Genomic DNA, 25,304 nt, shown 5'->3' with positions numbered 1-25,304 from the left:
CCAGCCGGGTTGTCGGCGGCGGCTGACATGCTCGCCGCATGGGTGCTGGATCGCTGGTCGACGTCGGCGAGGTCACGCTGTTCGTGCGAGAGCTCGGGAAGCGGTCCGACAAGCCGTCGTTGGTCGTCATGCACGGCGGACCGGATGTCGGCCACGGCTATCTGGTCCCCGGATTCGAGCCACTCGCCCGCGACCATCACATCGTCCTCTTCGACTTCCGTGGCTGCGGCCGCAGCACCCGAGGTCTCCCCGCGGACGCTCTCCAGCCGGAGTACGTCGTACAAGACGCGCACCTGTTGATCGACATGCTCGACCTCGGCCAGGTGGACCTCCTCGGCTTCTCCACCGGCGGCCGAGCGGCGATGCAGTTCATCGACAAGCATCCAGACCAAGTACGACGCCTCGTCCTCGCGTCCACGTCTGCCTACAGCGGCGCGGACAATGCCGAGTATCTGGCCAACTGGGACGAGTATCAGCGGCGGCGTCAGGCCGAGGAGGCCGCAGACGGCGCACTGCGGAACTCGACGATCTTCGTCTGGGACCTCGACCTGGCGCCGGCCTACCTGGGGTTACTGGAAAGCCTCGGCCCAGACCTCGGGGACTGGAGCGAGGAACGAGCCATCAACGGCCTCATGCACCCGTGGTGCACCCGCGATCCCGAGAGCATCCTGCGTGATGCCGGCAAACCGATCCTGATCCTGCACGGCCAGAAGGACATGGGTTTCCCCGTCCAGCTGGCCCACCGCCTCCACGCTGCCGTGCCCGGTAGCCAGCTGGCCGTCATTCCCGGTGCAGCTCACATGTGCCACTTCGAGCGGCCTGAACTCTGGTCCGAGCACATCCGGAAGTTCCTGCGCTGAATCCCTCTGGACCAGGCGGCCAGAACGCGCGTACGCCGCCCTCGTCGCCGCCGAGGCGCGCACGGCCTCAGCCACGCCTGCGGTGAAGTTTGGGTGAACGGGGACCCGATCCGTTAGGTGCGGCTCGGATCCGGTGCGACGATGGCGATGAGTCACGCCCGGGCGCGGCCTGTCCTAGGCATCCCCTGAGGCGGACTGGAGGGGCAAGCATGATTCTGATGGCGAATTCACGCATCGGGGACGGTGTAACGCCGGAGCAGCTCACCCGCTTCTTCGACGAGAACAGCGTCTCGACAGAGGCTTGGGACCTGGTCCGCCACCGCGTGGTGACCGAGTACGCCTTCAAGGCCGGCGACGTACCCGGGATCGTGCTGTTCCTGGAGGTCAGCTCCGCAGACGAAGCCTCCGAGATCGTGAACGGGCTCCCGGTCGTCCAGCAGGGCCTGCTGACCTTCGAGCTCGACCCCATCGGCAAAACCATGCGCTTCTGACCACTCGATCGCGGCAATGGTGACTGCCCGTGAGTACAAGATCGAGAAGATCGCAAACGACTGGCCCGCACCGCTGGACTGAGCCGGTTGTCAGCAAATCCGTTGGCCGGGAGAGGATGGTCGGCCTGGCGGAGTGGACTATGCGGGAATACACCCCAGAGGACGAGACGCCAAGGCTGCGGTGTCGCGTCATCGCGTTTCTCGACACGACTTATTACGACGATGTCGTGACGATCAAGCCGAGGCGCGAAGCTGGTCTTGAGCTGGTGGCAATCGTCGGTGATCAAGTTGTTGGGCTGCTGGACGCGAGTGTCACCGGTAGCGAATCGACCATCGAGACGATTGCGGTTCACCCTGACGACCGTCGGCTTGGCATCGCCCAGCGGCTGCTTCCACGCCTGGGTCGACAACGAGGATGCCCTGCGCAACCAATTCAGCCGTGTGTACTCCTGCCGACAGTTCGTGAAGTCGCTCGGGGACTAACACGGGAAGGGATGGCGACGCCATCAAGACACCACCGCCCTCTCCGAGCTAGCCGGCCAAATCGGCCCCGTTGAGTGCCGGACGGTGAAGCCGCGACCGGCGTCGATGGATTGCCGCGGTCGGCGTCCGCTGGGAGCGCGCGTTACGCCGTACACCCAGCATGGGAGTAGGTCACCGGTGCACGAGCAGCGTCTCGAGCTCTGGAAGCCGGCCGAACATGTCGGGGAGGCCGCGCACGCCGTTGCGCACGGACTCGTGCGACAGCGCGAGGTCTGGGCCGGTGCCCGCCTCGACACCGGCCAGGCAACGCAGGACGTTCCACCTTGTGTGCCCCAGCCAGCCGCCGATCATGAAGACGAACCAGCTTGGCCCCGACGGCGGCAGCGCTCCGCCCCCTGCGACGTAGCCATCGAGGACCGAGCGGAAAATGGCGGGCTCGATGTCGTCGAAGCCAGGTCCCTTCGCGAGGCTCAGCGCGGTCGAGCCGAGCTCACCGGCCAGGTCGAGCATCCCCGAGAGCTCCCAGTCGAGCACCACCGGCCGACCGTCTCGAGCGAGCAGGTTCCACGGTTGGATGTCCTTGTGGGTCAGTACGACGGGGCCTGGCCGTTCGCAGGTGTCGGAGAAGCGGGCAATCGCGAGCATCGTCTCAACGTGGGAGGCGAGTTCGTCGGCCCACGGCTGTCCGGTCGCCGCCGCCCGCTCGGCGAGCTCGGGCCAGTCCCGTGACGCCGGGTCCTCGATCGACACGTCGGTCCACTCAACGTCCAGCGCGTGGATGCGCGCGAGAATCTCACCGATCTCGAACGCGTACGCCGCCGACACTGGTGCATCGGGCATCTTCTCTCCCTCGACCCACCGGTGGACAAGCGTGTCGTGGCTGGCCGAGACCGGCTCCGGCATCGGGACGCCGGCTGCGAAGGCCGCCCGCTCAAACCTGAACACGTCCTCGACGCGGTAGGTCCAGCGGCGGTCGACGAGGTTCAACTCCTTCACCGCGAACGATCCCTGGTCGGTGTCGAGCCGGTACATCCGGTTGGCGAACCCGCCGTGGACGGGGATCATCGGCCCGATCGGCGTACCGAGATGCGAAAGATCCACCCGACGCACTCTAGGACTCGCGGTTCATCGATGCACCGGAATTGCCGGGATGCATGCATCCAGGCCGAATGGCTGCACGACCTCCAGACCTCAGCGAGGCGGTCGAGTCCTGCGGTTGTGCTGGTCAAATTCAGGTGAGTATGTGGAACTGTTCGTAGCCGGTTGCGGCGGCGATGATCCCCGTGAACTGAGGGGACATGACGAGCGCCGAGCGGCGGAGATCCCGTGAAAGTTTCTTCTGGCATAGCGTCGGATCCGGGACGAGTCGTTCGTAGAACAGGTGAGAGGCGGTCTGAGAGGCCGCCGGGACAAGGGAGTCATGGGATGCCGGAGTACTTGATCTCGTTCAATGACGGCGCGATGGACCACATCCCCGCCGAGGATTGGCCCGACGTGGGCAAGGCCTCGCACGAGGTGGTCCAGGAGGCCGTGACTGCCGGCGTGTGGGTGTACGGCGGCGGGCTCGAGAGGCAGCGGGCGAGCGTCGTAGCCACGGACGGGATGGTCACCGACGGGCCTTACCCGGAGACGAAGGAGGTCGTTGGCGGGTTCTCGGTCGTCAACGTGGCCACACGCGAGGAGGCGCTGGCGTGGGCTGCCAAGATCGCCGCCGCTTGCCGCTGCGCGCAAGAGGTGCGGGAGCTCATGCCCGACCCCGAAACAGACGAGATGCTCCGCCAGGCTGACAAGCGGGGGTGACGTCCCGCCGACGTCTGCTTGAGAAGACTTGCGTGACCGCGGTTGACGACGCGCGTCTGCGCATCGACCTGAGCTAGGGCGCGAAGCGCTGACCACGGGGATCGGGCTGGAGCGACGCCCGATCCCCGGGCCTGGTGGGATCGCCACGCCATCTGAGCGCCCAGTGACTGACAGCCGCCCATAGCGGCGAGTGTGCGCCCTAATCGGCTCTCCGTGCGATGCCGGTGGCCCGCCCAAACTCGGTGCGTTCGTATGGCTAAGGAAGTCGCCTAGTTGAAGAACGCCTTGAGGACGCCCGTCCGGAAGTCGTCCGGCGGGATGGCGAAGTCGCCGGAGAAGGGGTAGCTCAGGTCCACGAGTACGACGAGTGAGACGGCCACCACCGAGGCGATCGCTGCGGGACCGAGCAGGTGGAACCAGAAACTCGGGGACCCGACGACGAGCGAGTAGGCGACCACCACGAAGCTCGAGAAGAGGATGAGTACGGCGATGTCCCACGGGAGCCCGCCGACCGCGCTCTCAATGCGATTCCGGCGGGCGTCAAGCGTTTCGTTCAGCTGCCGGACTGCATCGTCGTAGAACGCAGTCTGCTCGGGTGTCCTCGGCTCAACGGTCCGGAACGCGGCGAAGACGCCGTCCAAGGTGCCTTTTGCGACATCACTGTCCGTACCCTCGCGCATCTGGGGAAACTCGTCCTCGACCACCGAGCGCACGTAGGCGCCGACCGCGCGCCGCACGTTGCTGCCACCGGGCTCCGGAAACGCGGCGCTGTCCCGCACGATCGACGAGAGCGCAGCGGCCTCCCGGCTGGCGTTGTCGTCGGCCTCCAGGAAGTTTTGATAGGCGATGATGATGACGAACGCGAGCAACAGGCCGAACACCGCGGCGACGATCCCCAACATCGGGGCGGAGATTTCTGCGTGGAACCCGTCGCGTGTAGCCGGAACGGTCCGCCTGACCACCCAGACCGCGAGCGCCATGACAGCCACCGTCAAGCAGACGGCCGCCACCATCAGCACGGTGATAGGCACCGCGTTCAGGAGGGTGCGAAGCACTATCGCAGCGTACTTCCGAACCTGCCTTACTTCATCCACGCTTCAAGAGCTCTCGCCTGCCCATGACCCTGGACCCGGCCAAGGTCCCCGACGACCCACTCATCAGCTACGTCGGCGGAGCACGCGGCGGCAGGAGCGCGCGGAGCGGCGGCGCGGGAGAGACTCCCAGTACTAGCTCCCCCGCCAGGTTTCGATCCTGGTCTTCGAGATTCAAAGTCTCGCGGGCTGCCGATTACCCCACGGGGGATCGTGGTTGCCGGGATAGTTTGCCATGGAGTGGGGCGAGCGACACGCTGAGGGGTTCCTTACCTACGGGTCCGTAGGTTACGGTAGCGTAGGTAAGCCGTCCTCCACCCGAGGGATCAGCAAAGATGACTCCACCCGCCGTAGCCGCACCGGAGGCGCCCACCAGCGCCCAGCAGGCCGACGATTTCGATGTCGACACCGGAACGCTCGGGGGTGAGCAGAAGCGTCCATGGGAGCAAGTCGCACTGGCGTTGTTCATCGGCATCCCGTTCCTCGCCGTACTGGCGGCCGTGCCGATCGCGTGGGGCGGCTTCCTCGGCTGGCGGGACATCGTGCTCGCGGTGGTCTTCTACACGATCGCCGGGCACGGCATCTCGATCGGATTCCACCGGCTGTTCACGCACAAGTCGTTCAAGCCGAACCGCCCGCTGAAGTACGTGCTCGCCATCGCCGGCTCGCTCGCGATCGAGGGCCCGGTGATCCGCTGGGTGGCGGACCACCGCAAGCACCACAAGTTCTCCGACCGCGACGGCGACCCGCACAGCCCGTGGAAGTACGGCAACTCGGTGAGCGCGCTGACCAAGGGTTTCGTGCACGCCCACGTGGGCTGGCTGTTCGACACCGAGCAGACTCCGCAGCGGCAGTACGCGCCGGATCTGCTGAAGGACAAGGACATCGTCAAGGTGTCGCGGATGTTCCCGCTGATGGTGACGGTCTCGCTGCTCGCGCCGGCCGTCATCGGCGGGCTGTGGTCGTGGTCGATCGAGGGCGCGCTGACCGCGTTCTTCTGGGCCAGCCTGGTCCGGATCGCCCTGCTGCACCACGTCACCTGGTCGATCAACTCGATCTGCCACACCATCGGCGACCGGCCGTTCAAGAGCCGGGACAAGTCCGGCAACGTGTGGTGGCTGGCGATCCTGAGCCAGGGCGAGTCGTGGCACAACCTGCACCACTCGGACCCGACCTGCGCGCGGCACGGCGTACTCAAGGGCCAGCTCGACACGTCCGCCCGCTGCATCTGGTTCTTCGAGAAGATGGGCTGGGTCAGCGACGTCCGCTGGCCGGTGCGCGAGCGCCTGGAAGCCCGCCGCGTCGAGACCAACTCGAAGCCCCTGAAAGCGGCGGCCTGAGGCACCATCAGCGGTAAATCTCGCACTGGCAACACCGAAGTACGGCATGATGCTGACGTGATCTCGACGTGACGGAACCCAAACCGCGGCGGTCCGGCCGAGTCCGGATGACCAGTGCCGAACGTCGCGAGCAGCTCATCACCATCGCCCGTGGCCTGTTCGCCCAGAGGGGGTACGAGGCGACCTCGGTCGAGGAGATCGCGGCCCGCGCCGAGGTCTCCAAGCCGGTCGTCTACGAACACTTCGGCGGCAAGGAAGGCCTGTACGCCGTTGTGGTGGATCGCGAGGTCCGTGCCCTGCTCGACGGTGTCACCGGTGCGCTGACCGCCGGCCGCGCACACGAGCTGGTCGAGCAGGCGGCGCTCGCGTTGCTGGACTACATCGAGAACAACTCCGACGGCTTCCGGATCCTGGTCCGCGACTCGCCGGTCGGGTCGTCCAGCGGCTCGTTCATCTCGATCCTGAGCGACGTCGGCACCCGGGTCGAGCACATCCTGGCCGAGGAGTTCAAGCGCCGCGGCCTGGACCCGAAGAACGCGCCGATGTACGCCCAGATGCTGGTCGGCATGGTCGCGCTCACCGGCCAGTGGTGGCTGGATGCCCGCAAGCCGAAGAAGCCCGACGTCGCCGCCCACCTGGTCAACCTCGCCTGGAACGGCCTCTCCGGCCTCGAAGCCAAGCCGACGCTGTCCACCAGACCGCACAAATAGACCCCCGGTCGTACGACGAGATCCGCCCGGAGACTGACCTCCGCCGTGGGACGAACCCGTACCCTGGCCCGCATGACGGGGATCCTGACCGCGCGGCCCGTGCCTGCCCGCAGCAAGGCGTTCGACCTGCTGCTCGCCGGCGGGTTGAGCATGACCTTCGGCTTCCTGGCCGTCGCCCAGACCGGGCTCGGCGGCGTCCTCGCGTTCGGCATGCTCGTCCCGCTCATCTGGCGCCGGACCCACCCCGAACTCGTCTTCTTCGGCGTCTCGGCGATCGCCGTCCTGCAGTGGCTGGCCGGCATCCACCTGATGGCCGGCAACATCGGCCTGCTGGTCGCGCTCTACGCCATCTCGGTGTACGGCGACCACAGGTTCAGCCGGATCGCCCTCATCGTCGGCGGCCTCGGTGTCCTGATGGCGACGTCGCGCTACTACAACGGCGGCGACTGGAAGCAGCAGATCACGATGATGGGCGCCCTCGGCGCCGTCGTCTTCGGCGTCTGGGCGATCGGCGAACGCCGCCGCACCAGAGGCCTGTACGTCGCCCAGCTCGAGGAGCGGGCAGCTCAGTTGGAGCGTGACCGCGACCGTGAGGCCAAGCTGGCCGTGAGCAACGAGCGGACCCGGATCGCCCGCGAGATCCACGACGTGGTCGCGCACGGCCTGTCGATCATGATCGTCCAGGCCGACGGCGGTCTGTACGCCGCGGACCAGTCACCGGAGCAGGCGAAGAAGGCGCTGGCCACGATCGGCGACACCGGCCGTGCCTCCCTCACCGAGATGCGCAAGATGCTCGGCCTGCTCAAGCAGGACGAACAACCGGAGCTCGACCCGAACCAGCCGCGCCCGCAGCCCGGTGTCTCCAGTCTGCCCGAGCTGATCGACAACGTCCGCGACGCCGGGCTGACCGTCGACTACCAGGTGACCGGCGAGCCGCGCGATCTGCCCGCGCTGCTCGGACTGACGGCGTACCGGATCGTGCAGGAGGGTCTGACCAACACCCTGAAACACGCCGGGCCGGGCGCGCGCACCTGCGTGCAGCTGGACTTCGGCCGCGAGATGCTGACCGTGGTGGTCACCGACGACGGCCGGGGCGCCGGGGTCGCGCCGAGTTCGGATCCGGGTCACGGCCTGGTCGGGATGCGGCAGCGCGCCTCGATCTCGGGCGGTACGGTGAGCGCCGGACCGAAGGCGGGCGGCGGTTACGAGGTGATCGCCAAGCTCCCGTACCACCTGCCGACTGGAGGCGAACAGTGAGTGGAACCGACGTGATCAGGGTCTTCCTGGTGGACGACCAGGAACTGGTCAGAGCCGGATTCACGATGCTCGTGGACTCACAGGCGGACATGCGGGTGGTCGGCCAGGCCGGCGACGGCGGCGAGGCGGTCGAGAAGATCCAGGTGACCGGGTGCGACGTCGTCCTGATGGACGTCCGGATGCCCCGCCTGGACGGCGTGGAAGCCACCCGCCGGCTCCAGTTGTTGCCGCAGGCACCGAAGGTGATCGTGCTGACGACCTTCGACCTGGACGAGTACGCGTTCGCCGCGATCAAGGCCGGCGCGGCCGGCTTCCTGCTCAAGAACACCCCGCCGGCCGACCTGCTGTCGGCGATCCGTCAGGTGTACTCCGGTGACGCGGTGGTCTCCCCCAGTACGACGAAGCGCCTGCTGGAGCATTTCGCCGGCGCACTGCCCGACACAGAGGCCGAGCGACCCGATCTGGCCGACCTGACCGCCCGTGAACGCGAGGTCCTGGTCGAGGTCGCCCGCGGACTGTCGAACACCGAGATCGCCAGGCTCTTCACGTTGTCCGAGGCAACGGTCAAGACGCACATCGGCCGGATCCTGGCCAAGACCGGCCTGCGCGACCGGGTCGCCCTGGTGGTCCTCGGTTACGAAACGGGACTGGTGAGACCCAACAAGTAATACCCAGGTAGTACGCGAACTGCAGTCTGCGGTCCGACGAGATCACCGGCCGGAATCACTAACTTCTTGGACAACGACGAATCCAAGGAGTGACATGAGCTTGCAGACCGGGGAGCTTGCGGTCGGGCGGTTGCCGCAGGACGGTACGCCGCGGACCGCGATCCGGGCGCACGAGTTGCGCAAGGTGTACGGACAGGGCGACACCGCGGTCGCCGCGCTCGACGGGGTCTCGGTCGACTTCGGGGTCGGCCAGTTCACCGCGATCATGGGGCCGTCCGGCTCGGGCAAGTCGACGCTGATGCACTGCCTGGCCGGGCTGGACACGCCGACCGACGGTCAGGTGCTGCTCGGCGAGACCGAGCTGACCCGGCTCCCGGACGCCGAGCTGACCAAGATCCGCCGTGACCGGGTCGGCTTCGTGTTCCAGTCGTTCAACCTGCTCCCGATGCTGTCCGCGAACGACAACATCCTGCTCCCGCTCGAGCTCGGCAACCGCAAACCCGATCAGCAGTGGCTCAGCACGCTGATCGACGTTCTCGGGCTGGGCGACCGGCTCACGCATCGGCCGGGCGAGCTGTCCGGCGGTCAGCAGCAGCGGGTCGCGGTCGCGCGCGCCCTGGTCGGCCGGCCGGAGGTCGTGTTCGCCGACGAGCCGACCGGCAACCTGGACTCGCGATCCGGCGCCGAGGTGCTCGGGTTCCTGCGCCGGTCGGTCCGCGAGTTCGGTCAGACGGTGGTCATGGTGACCCACGATCCCCTGGCCGCGTCGTACGCCGACCGCGTCGTGATGCTTGCCGACGGCAAGCTGGCCGGCGAACTGACCGAGCCGACCCCGGAGACCGTGCTCGACGCGCTGCGGCAGCTGGGGGCCTGAGGTGCGACGGTCCATCCTGTCCTCGTTGCGCGCCCACCTGGGCCGCCTGGTCGCCGCCTGCCTGGCGATCGTCCTCGGTGTCGGCTTCGGCACCCTGGCGATGACCGCGCACGCGTCCGCGTCCCACGGCATCGACGAGACGATCGGCGCGCAGTACCGCGGCGTCGACGCGGTGGTCTCGCCGGAGAACGAGGCCATCACCGCCGCGGACATCGCCAAGGTGCAGAAGCTCCCGCAGGCCGTCTCGGTCGTCACGCTGATGACCGCCTACCTGAACGCGTCGTTCCCCGGTCTGGTCCGGCCGACCGGTCTGCCGGTCGACGCGCTCCACGACACCACCCACATCGCCGGTCCCGGTACGTCGTCGGGACGGTTGCCGACCGCAACGAATGAGATCGCGCTGCCGGCCAAGCTGGCCGCGAAGCACAAGGTCGCGATCGGTCAGACGCTCCGGCTCAGCTCGTACGAGAACAAGGCGTGGAACGTCACCGTCGTCGGCCTGCTGGACGACTCGACATCGGTTGGTCGGGGGTCCGCCGTGGCCACCCCGGCCGCGCTGAAGATCTTCGAGCCGGACGCCGCCGTCCAGGCGATCGGGATCGCGGCCAAGCCGGGCGTGACCCAGCAGCAGCTCGCCGACGCGGCCCAGGCCGTCGTCGCCAAGGGCCTGCTGGCCTACACCGGGGATGCCTGGATCCAGCACGAGGTGGAGGGGTACACCAACGGCATCGACGTCCTCGGCGGCGTGTTCGGCATGTTCGCCGTGATCGCGCTGTTCGTCGCCTGCCTGGTGATCGGCAACACCTTCACGATCGTGATCGCCCAGCGCACTCGCGAGATGGCGTTGCTGCGCTGCGTCGGCGCGTCCCGCCGGCAGGTGTTCTCCTCGGTACTCGCGGAGGCGTCGGTGGTCGGCGTGATCGCGTCGGCGATCGGTGTGGTCTTCGGCGTCGCGTTGTCCGCGTTGGGGCTGGCGTTGTCCCGCGAGTTCGACTGGGGAATCCCGTCCGTGCCGCTGCACCTCGACCTGTGGTCGGTGTTCCTGCCGCTGCTGCTCGGGACCGTGGCCACCATCGCGGCAGCCGTGGTACCGGCTCGCCGGGCGACCAAGGTCGCGCCGCTGGCCGCGCTTCGGCCCGAGGCTGCTCCGGCGGCCGCGTCCAAGGCCGGCGTACTGAGACTGATCCTCGGCTTCCTGCTGCTCGCCGGTGGTGGACTGCTGCTGGCGGCCGGAGCGTCGACCCATCAGGTGCTGGTCGGGGTCGCCGGCGGTGTGGTGTCGTTCCTCGGCATCCTGGCGATCGGGTCACTGCTGGTGCCCGCGCTGATCCGGCTGATCGGCACGCTCCCGGCGCGGAGCGGTGGAGTCCCGGCCAGGATCGCCGTCGCGAACGCGATCCGGAACCCGAAGCGTACAGCGGCCACCACGTCGGCACTCCTGATCGGGGTGACGCTGATCAGCCTCACCTGCGTCGGGATCGCCTCGGTACGGAAGACGTTCGACGTGTCGATGGACGGGCAGTATCCGGTCGACCTGATGGTGACGACGTACAACGAGAAGATGCCGGCCGGCGCCGAGCAGCAGCTGCGCGACATCAAGGGCATCACGCAGGTCGTCCCGGTCCGTCAGGTGAACATCAAGGCCGGTGGTCAGGAGCTGCCGGTGACCGGCATCGACCAGGCCGCGGCCGGTTCCGTCGTCCACAACCCGGCGATCGCCGACCAGCTGAAGCCGGGTACGGCATTGCTCGACTACAGCACCCTGCACATGCTGGGCCTCGACGACGGCGCTCCCCTGACCATCGTGTCGGGTCAGCACAAGCTGACGGTGACGGCTCGAGGCGCGACAGGGCTCGATCCGATCACCGTCACCTCCACCGACCTCTCGAAGCTCTCGTCGAGCGCCTCGGTGACCGGGTTCTGGCTGGCATCGGATCCGAAGGCGGACGGCTCGCAGGTGATCGACTCCGTGCAGCAGTCGATCCCCTCGGTCAAGGAACTGTCGGTCAGCGGCGGCCTGGCCGAGCGGACCAGCTACACGAAGATCTTCGACGTGCTGCTGATCGTCGGCGTCGGTCTGCTCGCGGTCTCGGTCCTGATCGCGCTCGTCGGTGTGGGCAACACGCTCAGCCTGTCGGTCCTGGAGCGGACGCGGGAGAACGCACTGCTCCGCGCGATGGGGCTGACCAGACGCCAGCTGCGCGGCATGCTCGCGGTCGAATCGTTGCTGATGGCACTGGTCGCGGCCGGGCTCGGGATCGCGCTCGGCCTGATCTACGGCTGGACCGGGACGAGCGCGCTGATGGGCGGCCAGACGGTCGACGGCGGCGTCGAGTACGCCGTACCCGGGACGCTTCTCGTGGTGATCGCAGCGGTCGCCGCCGTCGCCGGCCTCCTCGCCTCGGTCGTCCCGGCCCGGCGCGCCGCCAAGGTCGCGCCGGCGGGAGCCCTGGCGACCGAATGAACCAGCGGCTCGCCCGGCTTGAGGGGGCCGGGCGAGCCGCTCATACAATCTCCACCCGGTTCCCGTGGCCGTCGGCGGTGTGAAACCGCCGGCGGCCCGGGATCGTCTCGTTGTCCCACGTCACCGGATAACCGAGCTCTGCGAGGCGCGATGCCAGCGCATCGAGATCGTCGACGGCCAGCGCGGGATGAGCCTTCTTCGCCGGGCGGAAGTCCTGCTCCACACCGATGTGCACTTCCGCGGTTCCGTCACGGAACCAGCAACCACCCCGGGCCCTCAGCAGTTCCGGCTTCTCCACCTCGGTCATCCCGAGCGCGTCCCGGTAGAACTCCCGCGCGACGTCCTCCCCGCCAGGCGGGCAGGACACCTGCACATGATCGAGCCGCATGGTCAGCCCCTCTTCTGCGCGACCGCGAAGATCCGACGGAACGGCAGCAGCGTCCCGTAGTCCCGTTGCGGATACGCCTCCGCCAGCCGAGCGCCGTACTCCGCCTCGAACTGCGACCGCACGTCGTCCGGCAGCGACTGCAGCACCGGCCGCGCGCCGGTCCCCTTCACCCATTCCAGTACGGCGTTGTCGCCGTGCAGCAGGTGGAAGTACGTCGTCTCCCACGCGTCGACCACGCATCCCTCGGCACTGAGCGCATCGACGTACTCGGCCGGACCCGGCACGTCGGGCCGCAGCGACGCGTCCTTCGCGTACTCCGCATAGGGCTCGGTGCCGGCGAGTTCGCGCAGGATCGCGTGCGACGGCGCGTTGCCGTTGCCGGGGATCTGGATCGCCAGCCAGCCGCCCGGCCGCAGCGCGCGGACGAAGCCGGGCAGCAGGTCGAGCTGGTCAGGGACCCACTGCAGGGTCGCGTTGGTCACGATCACATCCACCGAGCCCGGCTCGACCGACCACTCGCGGACGTCGCCCAGCTCGAAGCTCAGGTGATCGTCGGCGTACTGCTCCGCCGCCGCGAGCATCTGCGGCGAGTTGTCGACGCCGACGATGGTTGCCTCGGGCCAGACCTCCCGCAGGGTCACGGTCAGCCCGCCGGGACCACAGCCGAGGTCGACGACCGTGCGGACGTCCTCGGCCCGGACCCGGCCGACCAGATCCGCGTACGGGCGGCCGCGTTCGTCGGCGTACGTGCCGTACTGCTCCGGACTCCACACTGGTGACGTGCGCATGGCGAGTGCCTCTCTGACTCATCTATCTTGATGTCGAGATACTCTAGTCCTCCGACTTGTCTTGATGTCAAGAGTCTTGATGACGTAGTCTCGAGCCATGGAAGACGAGGTCGACCGGCTGCTCGAGGCCTGGCGCCGCGAGCGCCCCGACCTCGACGTGGCGCCGATGGAGGTGCTGTCCCGGGTCAGCCGGCTGGCGCGGCACCTGGATCGCGCCCGCAGCCAGGCGTTCGAGACCCACGGCCTGGAGTCCTGGGAGTTCGACGTACTCGCGGCCTTGCGCCGGGCCGGAGCGCCGTACCAGCTCTCCCCTGGCAAGCTGCTGAAAGAAACCCTGGTCACCTCCGGCACGATGACGAACCGGGTCGACCGGCTGACCGCGCGCGGCCTGGTCGAGCGCCTGCCGGATCCGGCCGACCGCCGCGGGGTGCTCGTCCAGCTGACCCCGGCCGGCCGCGACGCGGTCGACGCCGCGATGGCCGATCTGCTCGCGCACGAGCGCAAACTGCTGGGCACGATCAGCGAGCGCGACCAGGCGAAGATCGCCCGCGTACTGCGCGAGCTGGTCCGGCCGTTCGACCTGGAAAAACACTGAAACCCGGCTTTCCCGAAGATGTAGACAAACCGGCTCGGTAGTACTGACAAAGCGCTCGGCACGGCGGACAAACGCTCGTTTGGAATTGTGCCGGAATAATCCGAAAAGACAACCCGTCACTTCTGCCTGGTTTCGATCGTTGCTAGTTGCAACGAGATCGAGAGGCTGCTGTAGCGCACGACTATCGACACTGAGTGAGGGTCACACTAGGGTCCTCACTGTCGGTGGCTGACCGGCTACGAAACGTAGGGAACACGGTGACTTCGGTGGCAAGAGGTGGTCCACCGAAAGTGGCCGCGCGGTGTCCGGGGCTCGGGGCCCGAACAACGCCGGCCGGCACGGGGCCCGCTCACCCGGAGCCGCGGTGCACCCTCCGAAGCACAGGGGATCGGAGGGTGTGCCGCCGCTCAGTTCTGTTGTTCCACGAGCTCCGCGTCGCTGCGGATCATTCGGCCCGTTCGGCCGCGTCGAACCAGGCGGTCTCCAGCTCACCGCGTTCGTCGGCGAGCTTGCGCAGTTCGGCGTCCAGCTCGGCCAGCCGCGCGTAGTCGCTGGCGCTCACCGCCAGCTGGTCGTGCAGTCTCGCCTCCGCCTCGGTGAGCTTGGCGAGCTGGCGTTCGATCCGGTTCAGTTCTTTCTTCGCCGCCCGGGCCGCTGCCGCGTCAACCACCGGCAGATCATCAACCGTCGTATTTCCGGCCGGCGCCAAATCATTGGACACCGCCGCCGGCGACGTCGACGCATTTGACGCCGTCCGCCGCGGAATTCCGGTCCCGAGCTCGTCGAGATACTGATCGACGCCACGGGGCAGATGACGGACCCGGCCGTCGCCCATGATCGCGTACACCATGTCGCTGATCCGCTCGAGGAAGTAGCGGTCGTGCGTGACGGCGACGACGACACCCGGCCAGCTGTCGAGGAAGTCCTCGAGCACGGTGAGCGTCTCGACATCGAGGTCGTTGGTGGGCTCGTCGAGGATCAGCACGTTCGGCTCGTCGAGCAGGATGCGCAGCAGTTGCAGCCGCCGCCGCTCGCCACCGGACAGGTCCGAGATCCGGGTGGTCAGCTTGTCGCCGGTGAACCCGAACCGCTCGAGCAGTTGCGACGAGGTCAGTTCGCCACCGCGGCCGGCCAGGGCCGCCGTACGACGGATCCCGGTGATGTAGTCGAGGACCGTCACCGTTTCGTCGATCTCGTCGAGGGTCTGCGACAGGTTGGCGACCCGGACGGTCTTGCCCTGCTTGACCCGGCCTCGATCCGGCGCGAGCTGACCGGTCAGGATCTTCAGGAACGTGGTCTTACCGGCGCCGTTCGGCCCGAGCAGCCCGATCCGGTCGGCCGGCCCGAGCCGGAACGTGACGTGGTCGAGCATCACCCGGTCGCCGAAGGCCAGGCTCACGTCCTCGACGTCGAACACGTCCTTGCCGAGGCGCGCGGTGGCCAGCTGGGACAGCGCGAGCTTGTCGCGCGGCGCCGGCTCGTCCTCGATCAGCGCGTTCGCGGCCTCGATCCGGAACTTCGGCTTGGTGCTGCGGGCGGGCGCGCCGCGACGCAGCCAGGCGAGCTCCTTCTTCAGCAGGTTCTGCCGCTTCGTCTCGGAGACCTGCGCGCTCCGGGCCCGCTCGGCCTTCGCGAGCACGTAGGCGGCGTACCCACCGTCGTACGACGTGACGCGGCCGCCCTGGACCTCCCACGTGTCGGTGCAGACCGCGTCGAGGAACCAGCGGTCGTGGGTCACGACGATGAGCGCGCCGGCCCGGTCGACCACGTGCTCGGCGAGCCAGTTGACCGCCTCGATGTCGAGGTGGTTGGTGGGCTCGTCGAGGATCAGCAGGTCGACCTCGATCAGCAGCAACCTGGCCAGCGAGGCGCGCCGCCGCTCACCACCGCTCAACGTGCCGACGAGCGCCTGGTGATCGACGCCACCGAGCAAGTGCTCCATCACCGACCGCGTCCGCGGGTCGGCGGCCCACGTGTAGGTCTCCACCTCGCCGAGCACCGCGTGCAGCACGGTCTGGTCCGGGTCGAGGTCGTCGCTCTGGCCGAGGTACCCGAGCCGCAGGTCCCGGTTGTGGGTGATCCGTCCGCTGTCCGGCTCCTCCCGCCGAGCCAGCAGCCGCAGGAGCGTCGACTTGCCGTCGCCGTTGCGCCCGACCACGCCGACGCGTTCACCCCGGCCGATGCCGAGGCTGACCGAGTCGAGGAGTGTCCGGGTCCCGAAGCCCTTGGAAACAGCTTCCAGGTTGACCAAGTTAGGTGTCGCCATATCGCGCCCCAGGGTAGCCGACACCGGCGAGCGTGCCAGGATCGTCCACGTGCTGACTCCTTCCTGGCTCGACGGCCTGGCCCTCGGTGATGCCGTGGCCGCCGAATCCGTGGAAGGCGGTTACGCCAGCAAGACCTTCCGTGTCCGTACGTCGCTCGACCGGTCGGCGATCGTGAAGACGCAGACGGACCTGCCGCCCGACCTCTACGCGGTCGAAGCCGACGGCCTCGACGCACTCCGGGTCCCGGGCGGGTTCGCCGTACCCGAAGTGCTCCGGGTCACCCCCGACTTCATCGTCCTCACCGACCTCGGTGCATCCGCTCCCTCTCCCACCTACTGGGAGGACGCCGGCCGCGCCCTGGCCCTCCAGCACCAGCACACCGCCGACAAGTTCGGGTATCACCAGGACAACTACCTGGGCATCCTTCCCCAGCGGAACCCATGGACGATCGACGGCCACAGCTTCTTCGCCCAGCACCGCCTGGTCCGCTACCTGGAAGTCCCCGACTGCTACAACGCCCTTTCACCGGACGACCGCCACCGCCTCGAACGCGTCGCCGACCGCCTCCCCGAGCTCGTCCCGCCCCAGCCTCCGTCGCTGCTCCACGGCGACCTCTGGCACGGCAACCTCCTCCCGACACCCGCCGGCCGCCCGGCGTTGATCGACCCCGCGGTCTACTACGGCTGGCCCGAAGCCGAACTGTCCATGCTGATCGGCTGCGGCAACATCCCCGACGCCTTCTACCGCGCCTACGAAGAGGCTCATCCCCTGGCGCCGGGCTGGCGCGACCGGATGCCCCTCCTCCATCTCCGCGAACATCTCTGCGTCACCGCGCACTTCACCGACTCCGCCAACGCCGTCGAGCAGATCCACACCATCCTCGCGCGCTTCGCCTGACCGGCTCACGCTTGGTTGAGGTGGAGGACGTACTGCTTCTGGTTGAGCGGATTGCCGTCGGTTCGGGAGCGGCTGGGAGGCGTACCTGGGACGGGGCGGTAGCTGGTGGAGACTGGGGTGAGAATGCCTTCGCCGTGGGTCTGGCCGGGCAGGTGGGTTTCGAACGGGTGGGTGGTGGCGGCGGGGATCGTGCCTTCGAGGTGCGCGCGTTCCTCACGCAGGGAGGTCTGCTCGACCAGGCCGCGTGACTCGGCCAGCAGGGACAGAACCCGGGCGACGGAGTCGGCGGGAACGTCCAGCTCGAAGTGGTTGACCGGCTCGAGGACCGTGGTGCCGGCGTCCGCGACGGCTTGCAGGAGGACGAGCGGCACGAGCCGGCGGAAGTCGGCGGCGACGGTGACGGGGCTGATGTACGCCGTGTGCGTGAGGTCGATCCGGCAGTTCGGGATCTCCCAGCCGTACAGGCCCTGGTGGAGGGTCTGGCGGACTGTCTCCTCGATGGCCGTGTGGAACGCGCGGGGCAGGCCGCCCAGCTCGACCTCGAGGTTGTATTCGATGCCCTCGGCAATGGGTGAGACGCGGAAGCCCACCGCCGCCGCCCAGAGGTTGTCAGGGGCACCGATCTCCCGGTACGCCGTGCCCACGCCGGCCAACCGCTCGATGTGGATCGGCGTGGTCTCGCTGAAGGAGACCGCCAGTCCGTACTCCGACTCCAGCAAGGACGCGATCACCTCCTTCTGCACCTCGCCGTACAGGCTGACTGTGATGTCATCGGCCTTCCGGACGCGGATCAGCGGGTCCTGTTCGGCGAGCTGGGTCAGCGCCTGGAAGAGCTTCACGCGGTCCCGCGCGCTCACGACGGTCTCGAGCGTCGGCGGCGCGAACAACCGGCCCGCACCACGCGCCGGTACGCCGAGCTGATCGCCGATCCGGATGTCCTTCAAGCCGCGCAACGCCACGATCTGCCCGGCCTCGGCTCGCTCGACCGTCCGCCGCGACCCGCGCTCGAAGAGTTCCACCGCCGTCGGACGCGCCTGGTAGGACGGACCTTCCGCCGGGTGCACATCGACGTACGCACGGGCCGACAAGGACCCGGCGAACACGCGCGCCGAGGCAACCCTTTGGCCGGCGGACGCGCGCTCGACCTTGAAAACCCTTGCCTGCAAGGGCTCCGACGGCAACGCGGTTGCGCGTGGCAACCAGGACCGAATGCCGCCGATCAGGTCGGCGATGCCGACGCCGGTCATCGCGGAGCCGAAGTAGACCGGGTGGACCTGCGCGGTCGCCACCTGCCGGCGCAGCTCGGCGGCGTAGTCGTCGGCCGACAACCCGTCGTCCAGGTAGCGGGCCAGGAAGCCGTCGTTGCGCTCGGCAAGCAGTTCTCCGAGCGCCTTGTGCGGCAACCCGAACGGTTCGAAGACGGCTGCGCGCGTACCGAGGTCCGCCACCGATCCCATCGGCGCGGCCGCGGGAGTCAGCAACCGCGCGAGGTCCGCGAGCAGTTCGTCGTACCGGGCGCCGACCCGGTCGATCTTGTTCACGAACAGGCAGGTCGGGATGCGCAGCCGGGTCAGTGTGCGCATCAGCAGGCGGGTCTGCACCTGAACGCCCTCGACCGCGGAGATCACCAGCACGGCGCCGTCCAGCACGGACAGCGCGCGCTCGACCTCGGCGATGAAGTCGGAGTGTCCCGGGGTGTCGATCAAGTTGACGGTCAGGTCGCCCAGCTCGAACGACACCACCGCCGAGCGGATCGTGATGCCGCGCTTGCGCTCGAGGTCCATCGAGTCGGTCTGGGTGTTCCCGTCGTCGACCCGGCCGACCCGGTCGATCACACCGGCGGCGTACAGCAGCCGCTCGGTCAGGCTGGTCTTACCGGCGTCGACATGCGCCACAATGCCCATCGTCAGAGAGTTCAAGAGTCCTCGCGAATGCGTCGAAGCGATCAGTACCGATGAGGTCGATCACCACGCGCCGCATCCCGTTCTCCTGCCACTCGATCGATGGACTCCTGCCCGGACCGTAACAGCAACGCACACCGGCTGCGACCGAATTTCCAGACGGTACAAACGCTCGCTTGCAGGTACGACCGAAGTTCCTGTGTTCAAGGGGGTCGAGGTCGGGCGGATCTTGAACCCGGCAGGCCTCCGCCGTGCGACTTTCAGGGTCAGCCCCGCACGTGGTGGGTTGCGGAGGCAAATTCCGGTTCCGCAACCCACCGCCTGCGGGGCTGACCCCTCAGAGGGGAGGCGGCGGCGAGCTGGCGCCACCGCAGCCCACGACCTTCGACCTGCCCCAAGCAATCCACGCAGTCCTCACCGACTCCCACCCCCGCCACCAACCAACTCCTACCCATCCTCGCCGGCCGGTGACCAAGGCCCTTGCAGGCTGCTGAAACCGCACGGCTGGAGCTACCGGTGAATCACCGGTAGAAGTCTTCGGCGATCGCTTGGTTGGTCTCGCGAGAATCCCAGTCATCGGGCATCGTCAGCCAGTGGCGAGCGTTCCGCGGCTTGGGCGCCGAGTCGGCGGGCACGACGGGGTCGGTCGGGAGCGGACCGCCCGCCGCGTCGGGACCAGCCGACGCGGGCTGACGAGCGCTCCGGCGCTGCGCACCCATGCTCGAGCTACCGGGTGACGGTGGCGGGGAGGATTCGGGCGCCGGGGACGGGGGCTTCGGCTTGGCGGACCATGCGGCAGAGGCCGGATTCGGCGAGTTCGACGGCCAGGTCGACGGCGCTGCGGCTGTCCGCGGCGAGGAAGAGGCAGGTCGGGCCGGAGCCGGAGATTTGCGCGGCGAGGGCGCCCTGGTCGAGGCCGAACTGGAGGGTCTCGCCGAGCTCGGGGCGCAGCGACAGCGCCGCCGCCTGGAGGTCGTTGCTGAGGGCAACCGCGAGGGCGCCGGGCTGACCGGAGAGCAGTGCGGACATCAGCTCGGGGCGGACCTGCGGCGCCTCGACCCGGCGGAGCGGACGCAGCCGGTCCAGTTCGCTGTAGACGGCCGGCGTGGACAGCCCGCCGTCCGCGATCGCGAACACCCAGTGGAAGGTCCCGCGCGACATCACCTCGGTGACCTGCTCGCCCCGCCCCTGGCCCAGCGCGGTGTGACCGACCAGGCAGAACGGCACGTCGCTGCCCAGCTCGGCCGCGTGGTTCCGCAACTCGGTCTGCGACAGTTGCAGCCCCCACAACCGATTGCACGCCACCAAAGTCGCTGCCGCGTCAGTGGATCCGCCCGCCAGGCCGCCCGCGACCGGGATCGTCTTGCGGATGGTCAGTTCGACGCCTTCCTCGACGTCGTACTCCGCCTGCAGCAGCAACGCCGCCCGCACCGCGAGGTTCGTGTCGTCGGTCGGTACGTCGTTCGCGAAGTCGCCGACCACGTCCACCGAGATCGAGGCGTCGTCGTCGCGCAGCACCGCGGTGACATCGTCGTACAGGGCAACGGCCTGGTAGACCGTGGCGAGGGGGTGGAACCCGTCGGGGCGCGGCGGACCGACCGACAGACCCAGATTGATCTTGGCCGGCGACCGCACCGTGACCTCAGAGGAAGGTGGCACGGGCACAGGCTAGGGCATCACACAGTCCGAGCAGCACCGGCGAGCGCGGCGAAGTCGGTGATCCCGAGCATCTCCCCGCGCAGCTTCGGGTCGATCCCCGTGACCCGGAACACCTCGTCCAGCCGCTCGCGGTCGGGCATCCAGCGGGCCAGCGCGGACCGCACGGTCTTCCGCCGCTGCGAGAACGCCGCCTCGATCACCGCGAACACTTCCTCCCGGCTCGCCGCCGTCTTCGGCGGGTCCCGCCGCTCGAACGCGACCAGCCCGGAGTCCACGTTCGGCGCCGGCCAGAACACGTTCCGCCCGATCGGCCCGGCCCGCCGCACCTCGGCGTACCAGGCTGCCTTCGCGGACGGTATGCCGTACGTCCGCGAACCGGGCGGGGCCGCGAGCCGGTCCGCGACCTCGGACTGCACCATCACCAGCCCGTGCCGCAGCGACGGCGAGATGGCCAGCAGGTGCAGCAGGACCGGTACGGCGACGTTGTACGGCAGGTTGGCGACACACGCGGACGGCGACCCGACCTGCTCCGGTCCGACCGTCATCGCGTCGGCCTCGACCACGGTCAGCATGCCCGCCTGATCCGGCGCGTACGTCGCGATCGTCGAGGGCAGTGCCTTCGCCAGCAGCGGGTCGATCTCGACCGCGGTGACCGGGTGTCCGTCGGCCAGGAGCGCCAGGGTCAGCGAGCCAAGACCGGGGCCGACCTCGAGCACGGTCTCGCCGTCGTCCAGCTCGGCCGCGCGGACGATCCGGCGGACGGTGTTCGGGTCGATGACGAAGTTCTGGCCGCGCTGCTTGGTCGGGCGGACCCCGAGCGCGGCGGCCAGTGAACGCACTTCCGCCGGACCGAGAAGTCTCGGTCCGGCGGAAGTGGATGAATCAGACGAGGTCACCTCGTCAGTCTGTCACTACGCGCGCTTCCCACAGACCGGCCAGGCTCCGTAGCCACCGCGGTCGGCCTTGACCTTCTCCGCGATCGCGATCTGCTGCGCCTTCGACGCGCCGTTCGCGTTCGTGGCGTACGCCGTCCCGCCGTAGGCCGCCCACGTGCCGTGGTCGAACTGCAGGCCGCCGTAGTACCCGTTGCCGGAGTTGATCGACCAGTTGCCGCCCGACTCGCACTCGGCGATCCGGTCCCAGGCACTCGTGTCGCCGGTGGATGGCGGCGTGCTGGTGTCCTGGGTCGGCGTCGGCGCTGCCGGCTTCGGCTTGGTGCCGACCAGAACCTTCTCATCGACCGGCGCGGTGACCAGCGTCGACGTGAGCAGCTTGGTGGTCGTCAGCTTGCCGTCCAGGTAGGTGAGCACGTAGGTCACCGACTTCGCGCCGTTGACGCCCTTGGCGGCGGTCTTCTTGGTGCCCACTTCCAGCGTCGCCGACTTGGTCTCGGCGGTGCCGTGGGCGATCGCCTCGGTCTTGGTGACCTTCTTGACGTCGACCTTCACGTACCCGACCCGGTTGACTCCCGGCTTGAGTACGGTCGCCGCCGTCGGGCTGATCCGGTCGTCCCGGTCCCAGACGATCTTGGCCGCGGTCAGCGCCTCGCCGACGGTCGCAGCCATCGACTTGATCGTCGCGACCTTGCCCTGTCGCACGATCTGGACGGTCTTCGGGGTCTTCACGACGAGCTCCAGGCCCTGGCGCCCGAGCGGCGCGCTGCGGCTGGTGGAGAAGACGGCGCCGGTGTCGTACCGCAGACCGAGGTCGGCGAGAGCCTCGCTGACACTGTCGGCCGTGGTCCAGTAGGCCTTCTTGGTGCCGTCGGCGTCGATGGTCAGCTGGCGGCCGTACTGCACCGCGATCTCCTGACCGTCCTTGAGCTTGGAGTCCGGCGCGGGCGCGACGACGTCGTGCTCACCGACCTGAACTTTCTCGGCCTTCAAAGCGTCTGCCACGGTGGAGCCGAAGGTATGCACCTTCTGCACCTGGCCGTCGACGGAGAGACTGACCGTCTTGCTCTTCGCGGCATACGCCACGGAGCCGCCCGCAACGGCGAACGCAGCCGTCGCACCGACGGCCACGATGATGGACTTACGCACTAACGCTCCCAGGTAGGGCTACCCGGGCACGGGGTGGGACAGCACAGGCACCGATCGCGTACGCCGGACTGGCTGCCCGGAATCCAGGATCCCGCCGAGGGGATGTACTGCCCGGAATCTTCCCCGATCCCGGCCAACATCACGAGACAGTAACGAAGATGTCCCGGATGCGCCAATCCTCTCGTCGGCGAGTCGCAAAAAGGTGTAATGGAGCCGTTACGCCAGGTGATGGCCCCACTGCCCTCGATGCACCACTTCCGCGGTGGTCCGGCGGCCCCGCCGCAGCGACGGCGACCGCTTGTCCGGGGCCCGGTAGCCGACCGACAGCAGCCCGATCAGGTCGAACCCCTCGGGTACGCCGAACTCCTTCAGCAACCGGCCCACCTTGTCCGCACGAGGCCCGAAAAAGCACGCTCCCAGGCCTTCGTCGACCACCGTCTGAAGCATCAGCAGCACCGCCATCGCGGTGTCGATGTACCAGTACGGCGCGGTCCAGCGGGCCTCGTCGCGGTCGGTCCAGCCCTTGTCCGCGGCGGCGTACCGATCGAGGTAGGCGTCCTTGTGCGCGAAGGCCAGGATCAGCAGCGGCGCGCGGCGCAGCCCTGTGAGCCATTCCACATACTTCTCGTCGGCGTCCTCGGCCGCGATCCGCCAGTACCGCTCCCGATCGTCGCCCTCCAGCGTCAGGAACGCCCACCCCTGCGTGAACCCGCCGGACGGCGCGCGCAACCCGTTCTCCAGGATGCGTTCCCGGAGCTCGTCCGGCACCGCTCGATCCGGGTCGTAGTTCCGCACCATCCGGCGTCGCCGGACCACCTCACTGAACTCCATGAGGTGTGTCTACCAGCGGCGTCACCCGACGTCGTCGCCGACCTCCAGGTGCCGCCAGAACTCGATTGCCGGCGTCCGGCCGGTCACGAAACCAGTTTTGCCAAGAGGTAGGCCTCGGTGCCTGCGAGGCCTACGGAGCAGAAGGCGGTGATCTGTTGCGGGGAGGTCCGGCCGGGGGTGTCGCCGGCGAGCACTGCGCCGAGGCTGATCAGCCGGTCGTGCTGCGGCGTGCCGACCAGCACGAACGGCGGATCGTACGCGCGCGTCTGGTCGATCGAGTCCGTCACCGCGAGATCCGCCCGGGCGATCAGGCCCGGACCGAACTCGGCTCGCCCGATCAGCTTCGGCCCGAGCGTGGTCACGAACGCGCCCGGCGCGACCCAGTCGGCCTCGATCACGGGCACCGGGCTGTTGGTCGCGAGTACGACGATGTCCCGCCCGTCGACCGCCTCCTGGGCCGACGCGACGACGGCCGTCGGCAGCCCGAACTCCACGGAAACCCTTGCAGCAAAGGCATTCCGGCGGACCGGATCGCGGCTGAAGACGGCGACGGAGGTCAGCGGGCGGACCGTGGCGATCGCCCACAGCTGGGTCCACGCCTGGGTGCCGGTGCCGACCAGCCCGAGCGTCGTGGCGTCCGCACGAGCCAGCGCGTCGACCGCGACCGCGCCGATGGCGCCGACCCGGCGCGGTCCGAGCTCGTTGCCCACAGCAACACCACGCACCGTGCCGGTGTGCCAGTCGTGGACGACGACCAGCTGGGCGCCGGGATCGGTGGGGAAGGTGTCGTACGACCGGTAGCCGTACCACTCCCCGGTCAGCGCGCCGGTGGTGAAGACGAGATTCCCGCCACCCAGCTCCGTGTGCACCCGCGGCGGCGTGTGCAGCCGCCCGGTGTGCGCGGCGAGGATCGCCTCGCGCGTCCACTCGACGGCGTCCTCAGCCGACAGCCGATCCCGGATATCGGCATCGGTCAGGACCATCACCATGAACCGCCGAAGGCCCGATTCGCGTTGTTGTTCAGAGCATCGCAGAGCTCGGCGACCGAGATGTTCAGAACGCCGGCCATCTTCCGGACCGTGTGCGGGATCAGGTACGACGCGTTCGGCTGACCGCGATGCGGGGACGGCGTCAGGTACGGCGCGTCGGTCTCGACCAGCACGCGGTCTAGCGGAGTCACGGCCAGCGCGTCCCGCAGAGACTGGGCGTTCTTGAACGTCACCACGCCGGCGAAGCTCAGGAACGCACCTCGGTTGACGCACTCGCGGGCGAACTCGGTGTCGCCGGAGAAACAGTGCATGATCACCCGGTCCGGCACGCCCTCGCGGTCCAGGATCCGCAGGATGTCGTCGTGCGCGTCCCGGTCGTGGATCATCAGCGTCTTGTCCAGCCGCTTCGCCAGCTCGATGTGCGCGGCGAACGACTCATGCTGCGCGGCGCGGCCGTCCTCGCCGGTGCGGAAATAGTCCAGCCCGGTCTCACCGATCACCCGGACCTTGTCCGCGCCGGCCGCCAGCCGCTCGATCTCGGCCAGCGCGCTGTCGAGCTCGCCGGCGGCCTTCAGCTTCGGCGCCTCGTTCGGGTGCAGGGCGACTCCGGCGATCAGGTTCGGGTACTGCTCGGCGGCCTCGACCGCCCAGACCGCGCCCGGCAGGTCGCAGCCGACCTGGACGATCCGGGTGACGCCGACGGACGAGGCCAGCTTGATCGCCTCGGCCGGGCTCAGCCAGGCGCCGTCCTCGCCGTCGGCGATGTCGAGATGGCAATGCGCGTCGACCACGCTCATCGGCAGCGGGTCGGGCAGCGCCGGCCGGGTCCGGTCCCGTGACCTGCCGTCCTCCCCGATCGCGGCCCGTTCCCGGGTCGGGCGGTCGACCTCCACACCATCAGCAGCCATA

General features: G+C 68.6%; 24 protein-coding genes and 1 tRNA gene. 12 read left to right on the top strand and 13 right to left on the bottom strand.

All coding sequences use genetic code 11. The features are described 5' to 3' along the window. The first annotated feature begins 38 nt into the window (after positions 1–38). From OG876_RS21215 to OG876_RS44065, 3 genes are all read left to right on the top strand, one after another. Positions 39–860 (top strand): alpha/beta fold hydrolase, encoded by an 822-nt coding sequence (locus OG876_RS21215; RefSeq protein ID WP_328526633.1) that lies wholly within the window; start codon positions 39–41, stop codon positions 858–860. A 218-nt stretch (positions 861–1,078) separates the two neighbouring features. Then, entirely contained in the window at positions 1,079–1,351 is a 273-nt protein-coding gene (locus tag OG876_RS21210; RefSeq protein ID WP_328526632.1) for a hypothetical protein, read from the top strand. A 116-nt stretch (positions 1,352–1,467) separates the two neighbouring features. After that, complete coding sequence (locus OG876_RS44065) at positions 1,468–1,908, top strand: GNAT family N-acetyltransferase (protein ID WP_442914146.1); 441 nt, start codon at positions 1,468–1,470, stop codon at positions 1,906–1,908. Between the two features lie 97 nt (positions 1,909–2,005). On the opposite strand, the gene OG876_RS21205 is transcribed toward OG876_RS44065, so the two are convergent. Beyond that, complete coding sequence (locus OG876_RS21205; protein ID WP_328526631.1) at positions 2,006–2,935, bottom strand: phosphotransferase family protein; 930 nt, start codon at positions 2,933–2,935, stop codon at positions 2,006–2,008. Positions 2,936–3,259: 324 nt separating this feature from the next. Between OG876_RS21205 and OG876_RS21200 the strand changes: the two genes are divergently transcribed. Beyond that, positions 3,260–3,634, top strand: a complete 375-nt coding sequence (locus tag OG876_RS21200; protein WP_328526630.1) for a YciI family protein — start codon at positions 3,260–3,262, stop codon at positions 3,632–3,634. A 269-nt stretch (positions 3,635–3,903) separates the two neighbouring features. On the opposite strand, the gene OG876_RS21195 is transcribed toward OG876_RS21200, so the two are convergent. Together OG876_RS21195 and OG876_RS21190 are read right to left on the bottom strand one after the other, a co-directional pair. Further along, positions 3,904–4,689, bottom strand: coding sequence for a bestrophin-like domain (locus tag OG876_RS21195; RefSeq protein ID WP_328526629.1), 786 nt, complete (start codon positions 4,687–4,689; stop codon positions 3,904–3,906). Between the two features lie 175 nt (positions 4,690–4,864). Further along, a tRNA-Gln gene (locus OG876_RS21190) sits at positions 4,865–4,936 on the bottom strand. Between the two features lie 124 nt (positions 4,937–5,060). On the opposite strand from OG876_RS21190, the gene OG876_RS21185 reads away from it, so the two are divergent. The 6 genes from OG876_RS21185 to OG876_RS21160 all read left to right on the top strand — a co-directional run bounded on the left by OG876_RS21185 (position 5,061) and on the right by OG876_RS21160 (position 12,038). Further along, a complete protein-coding gene (locus tag OG876_RS21185) occupies positions 5,061–6,065 on the top strand; it encodes an acyl-CoA desaturase (RefSeq protein WP_328526628.1) in 1,005 nt (334 codons plus the stop codon). 107 nt (positions 6,066–6,172) lie between these two features. Next, a complete protein-coding gene (locus tag OG876_RS21180) occupies positions 6,173–6,775 on the top strand; it encodes a TetR/AcrR family transcriptional regulator (protein ID WP_328526627.1) in 603 nt (200 codons plus the stop codon). 72 nt (positions 6,776–6,847) lie between these two features. Then, entirely contained in the window at positions 6,848–8,032 is a 1,185-nt protein-coding gene (locus OG876_RS21175; protein ID WP_328526626.1) for a sensor histidine kinase, read from the top strand. Then, positions 8,029–8,700 (top strand): response regulator transcription factor, encoded by a 672-nt coding sequence (locus tag OG876_RS21170; RefSeq protein ID WP_442914145.1) that lies wholly within the window; start codon positions 8,029–8,031, stop codon positions 8,698–8,700. The genes OG876_RS21175 and OG876_RS21170 overlap by 4 nt, the downstream gene beginning before the upstream one ends. Positions 8,701–8,794: 94 nt before the next feature. Next, positions 8,795–9,574 carry an ABC transporter ATP-binding protein gene (locus OG876_RS21165; RefSeq protein WP_328526625.1) on the top strand — a complete coding sequence of 260 codons (780 nt, stop codon included), beginning with the start codon at positions 8,795–8,797 and terminating at the stop codon, positions 9,572–9,574. 1 nt (position 9,575) lies between these two features. Next, entirely contained in the window at positions 9,576–12,038 is a 2,463-nt protein-coding gene (locus OG876_RS21160) for an ABC transporter permease (RefSeq protein ID WP_328526624.1), read from the top strand. Between the two features lie 40 nt (positions 12,039–12,078). On the opposite strand, the gene OG876_RS21155 is transcribed toward OG876_RS21160, so the two are convergent. Further along, positions 12,079–12,426, bottom strand: coding sequence for a VOC family protein (locus tag OG876_RS21155; RefSeq protein WP_328526623.1), 348 nt, complete (start codon positions 12,424–12,426; stop codon positions 12,079–12,081). A 2-nt stretch (positions 12,427–12,428) separates the two neighbouring features. Then, the gene (locus OG876_RS21150) at positions 12,429–13,214 is read right to left on the bottom strand and encodes a methyltransferase domain-containing protein (RefSeq protein WP_328526622.1); all 786 of its coding nucleotides are present in this window, start codon (positions 13,212–13,214) and stop codon (positions 12,429–12,431) included. A 97-nt stretch (positions 13,215–13,311) separates the two neighbouring features. On the opposite strand from OG876_RS21150, the gene OG876_RS21145 reads away from it, so the two are divergent. Continuing rightward, positions 13,312–13,809 carry a MarR family winged helix-turn-helix transcriptional regulator gene (locus tag OG876_RS21145; RefSeq protein WP_328526621.1) on the top strand — a complete coding sequence of 166 codons (498 nt, stop codon included), beginning with the start codon at positions 13,312–13,314 and terminating at the stop codon, positions 13,807–13,809. A 445-nt stretch (positions 13,810–14,254) separates the two neighbouring features. Here OG876_RS21145 and OG876_RS21140 read toward each other — a convergent pair whose 3' ends face one another. Next, complete coding sequence (locus tag OG876_RS21140; protein WP_328526620.1) at positions 14,255–16,075, bottom strand: ABC-F family ATP-binding cassette domain-containing protein; 1,821 nt, start codon at positions 16,073–16,075, stop codon at positions 14,255–14,257. Between the two features lie 49 nt (positions 16,076–16,124). Here OG876_RS21140 and OG876_RS21135 point away from each other — a divergent pair, with 49 nt between their 5' ends. Further along, on the top strand, positions 16,125–16,973 hold the full coding sequence (locus OG876_RS21135; RefSeq protein WP_328526619.1) for a fructosamine kinase family protein: 849 nt from the start codon (positions 16,125–16,127) through the stop codon (positions 16,971–16,973). A 5-nt stretch (positions 16,974–16,978) separates the two neighbouring features. Here the strand turns inward: OG876_RS21135 and OG876_RS21130 are convergent, their stop codons facing one another. The 7 genes from OG876_RS21130 to OG876_RS21100 form a co-directional block, all read right to left on the bottom strand. Then, positions 16,979–18,877, bottom strand: a complete 1,899-nt coding sequence (locus tag OG876_RS21130; RefSeq protein WP_328526618.1) for a translation factor GTPase family protein — start codon at positions 18,875–18,877, stop codon at positions 16,979–16,981. A gap of 723 nt (positions 18,878–19,600) precedes the next feature. Beyond that, positions 19,601–20,539, bottom strand: coding sequence for a 4-(cytidine 5'-diphospho)-2-C-methyl-D-erythritol kinase (locus OG876_RS21125; protein ID WP_442914144.1), 939 nt, complete (start codon positions 20,537–20,539; stop codon positions 19,601–19,603). An 11-nt stretch (positions 20,540–20,550) separates the two neighbouring features. Continuing rightward, complete coding sequence (rsmA, locus tag OG876_RS21120; protein ID WP_328526616.1) at positions 20,551–21,372, bottom strand: 16S rRNA (adenine(1518)-N(6)/adenine(1519)-N(6))-dimethyltransferase RsmA; 822 nt, start codon at positions 21,370–21,372, stop codon at positions 20,551–20,553. A 72-nt stretch (positions 21,373–21,444) separates the two neighbouring features. Then, the gene (locus OG876_RS21115; protein WP_328526615.1) at positions 21,445–22,575 is read right to left on the bottom strand and encodes a transglycosylase family protein; all 1,131 of its coding nucleotides are present in this window, start codon (positions 22,573–22,575) and stop codon (positions 21,445–21,447) included. Between the two features lie 216 nt (positions 22,576–22,791). Next, positions 22,792–23,406, bottom strand: a complete 615-nt coding sequence (locus tag OG876_RS21110; protein WP_328526614.1) for a nitroreductase family protein — start codon at positions 23,404–23,406, stop codon at positions 22,792–22,794. An 83-nt stretch (positions 23,407–23,489) separates the two neighbouring features. Continuing rightward, a complete protein-coding gene (locus OG876_RS21105; RefSeq protein WP_328526613.1) occupies positions 23,490–24,389 on the bottom strand; it encodes an ornithine cyclodeaminase family protein in 900 nt (299 codons plus the stop codon). Continuing rightward, complete coding sequence (locus OG876_RS21100) at positions 24,389–25,303, bottom strand: TatD family hydrolase (protein ID WP_328526612.1); 915 nt, start codon at positions 25,301–25,303, stop codon at positions 24,389–24,391. The genes OG876_RS21105 and OG876_RS21100 overlap by 1 nt, the downstream gene beginning before the upstream one ends. Between the last annotated feature and the right edge of the window lies 1 nt (position 25,304).

It is taken from the genome of Kribbella sp. NBC_00359, from assembly GCF_036097425.1.
GTDB lineage: Bacteria > Actinomycetota > Actinomycetes > Propionibacteriales > Kribbellaceae > Kribbella.
This window is presented reverse-complemented; position numbering and strand designations above follow the sequence as displayed.